This is a genomic window from Bradyrhizobium erythrophlei (assembly GCF_042430365.1).
Classification (GTDB): domain Bacteria; phylum Pseudomonadota; class Alphaproteobacteria; order Rhizobiales; family Xanthobacteraceae; genus Bradyrhizobium; species Bradyrhizobium erythrophlei.
In genome coordinates, this window is record NZ_JBHMET010000183.1 from 1 (window position 1) to 1,648 (window position 1,648).

Sequence of the window (1,648 nt, forward strand, 5' to 3'; positions counted from 1 at the left end):
CCGTCATCCTTGTATGGGGTGTGAGGTGTCAAGAGGGCGTCGTTTGTTGGCGGCGGTCTTGGGCGCTGAAGAGAGGAGCGGTCAAGGCTGGCCGTAGGCCACCGCCGGAGGCGGCGCGGCAGCGGCCTTGAGCGCGACGAGTTCAGCGCCACAATGGCGCCCGCACAAGGCGCACGGTCGCGATGGCAAACGAGACGTGTTGCGAGGCCTGGGCCGTGAAGGACAATGCGGCAAGACCGCATCACCTTGTATCCGGTCAGGCACGAGGCCCGGTACCCTGATCTTTCATGCACGGGTGAAGGCAAAGCCCAGCAAGGACGGGACCCCTCTGAGAGAGCGGGATGTTTGCTCCCCTGGATGACGACGGTCACGCGTCTGTCCTGGCTCACGTCGGCCATCATGGCGCGCGGCCGGTTACAGCGTTGGATGCAGCACGGCGCCGGTGGGGATGACGCCGGCCGTTAGATAGCGCCACAGCGACACCATCAGCCTGCGCGCCAGGGCGACGATGGCAATGCGCCGGATGCGTCCCTTGAGATCGCGCACCCGCTCGCGGAACCAGCGCGTCAGCGCGCTGTCCGGTTGATGGACCGTCCAGAGCCACGCCAGTTCGATGGCGAGCTCACGGGCCCGCCGGTTGCCGGCTTTGCTGATGCCCTGCTCCCGGCTTCGCTCGCCGCTGTCGTAAGGCGTGCCGGTGAGACCAAAGTAACTGCCGACCTGACGGCGGTTGTCGAAGTCGCGATAGAACACCTCGTTGACCAGTTCCTGGCCGCCGACCGGGCCGATGCCTTTGAGGTCAATGAGCTGCATGATCCTGGCTTCTGGCGAGCCCGGCTGCGCGGCGCGCAGTTCGGCGCGGCTTTTGGCCTCGAGCTCGGCAATCTGCCGGGCGACCAGCCGCAGCCGCTCGTGCTCGCGCGCAATCTCTTCCCTCAGCCGCACGGGAATCAGGTGACCGTCGCCGGTGCGCAGCTTGGAGAGGCCTTCGATGAACGACCGAGCGAGCGGCTGGACATCGCGGATGCCCTGTCCATGCAGCAGTCCCTTGATGCGGTTGATGTGAGCCGTGCGGTCCTTGATCAGATGCTCGCGTTCGCGGGTGCGGCGCTTGCGATCCTCATCCTCAACCGTCGGCACGTGGACGATGCTGCACACCCGCGGCTCGCCGCGCAAATAGGCGAGGAAGGTCCGCATCAGCTTCTCCAGATCGATCCGGTCGGTCTTGGCGCGCCGTGCCCGACGGTTCACCTCGATGCTGGAGGGATCAATCTCATGATTGATGACGCCGTGCTGCGTCAGCCAGCGATGCAGCCAGTGGCCGTCGAGGCCGGCCTCGTAGCACGACAGCACGCGCACCGACTGCCCGCCCGCGGCAGCCTTCCTGCGCATGTCCGCCAGCCGGGCTGCCAAGGCCACCAGGTCGCCGCCGCCAATCGTGTAGCGGCTCAGCTTCTGTGAGCCCGGCAGCAACACGCCAAGCTTCCACTTCGCTTTGCTCAGTTCAAATGCAAGGTAAACCGTGACATGCTCCCTCGCGGCGGGTGTGTCAGTGCGATCGAGCTTGATCATCTTGGTCCTCCGAGGCTGGGTGGTTGGCAATCCAATCCTAACCTCTCTTGACCACCCGCCACCCCATAGGATCTGA

The 1,648-nt window shown here is 65.4% G+C and carries 1 protein-coding gene; it reads right to left on the reverse strand.

The genetic code is table 11. The features are described from left to right. Positions 1-414: 414 nt before the first annotated feature. Positions 415-1,572 (reverse strand): IS110 family RNA-guided transposase, encoded by a 1,158-nt coding sequence (locus tag ACFFWD_RS25925; protein WP_376969927.1) that lies wholly within the window; start codon positions 1,570-1,572, stop codon positions 415-417. Positions 1,573-1,648: the final 76 nt, after the last annotated feature.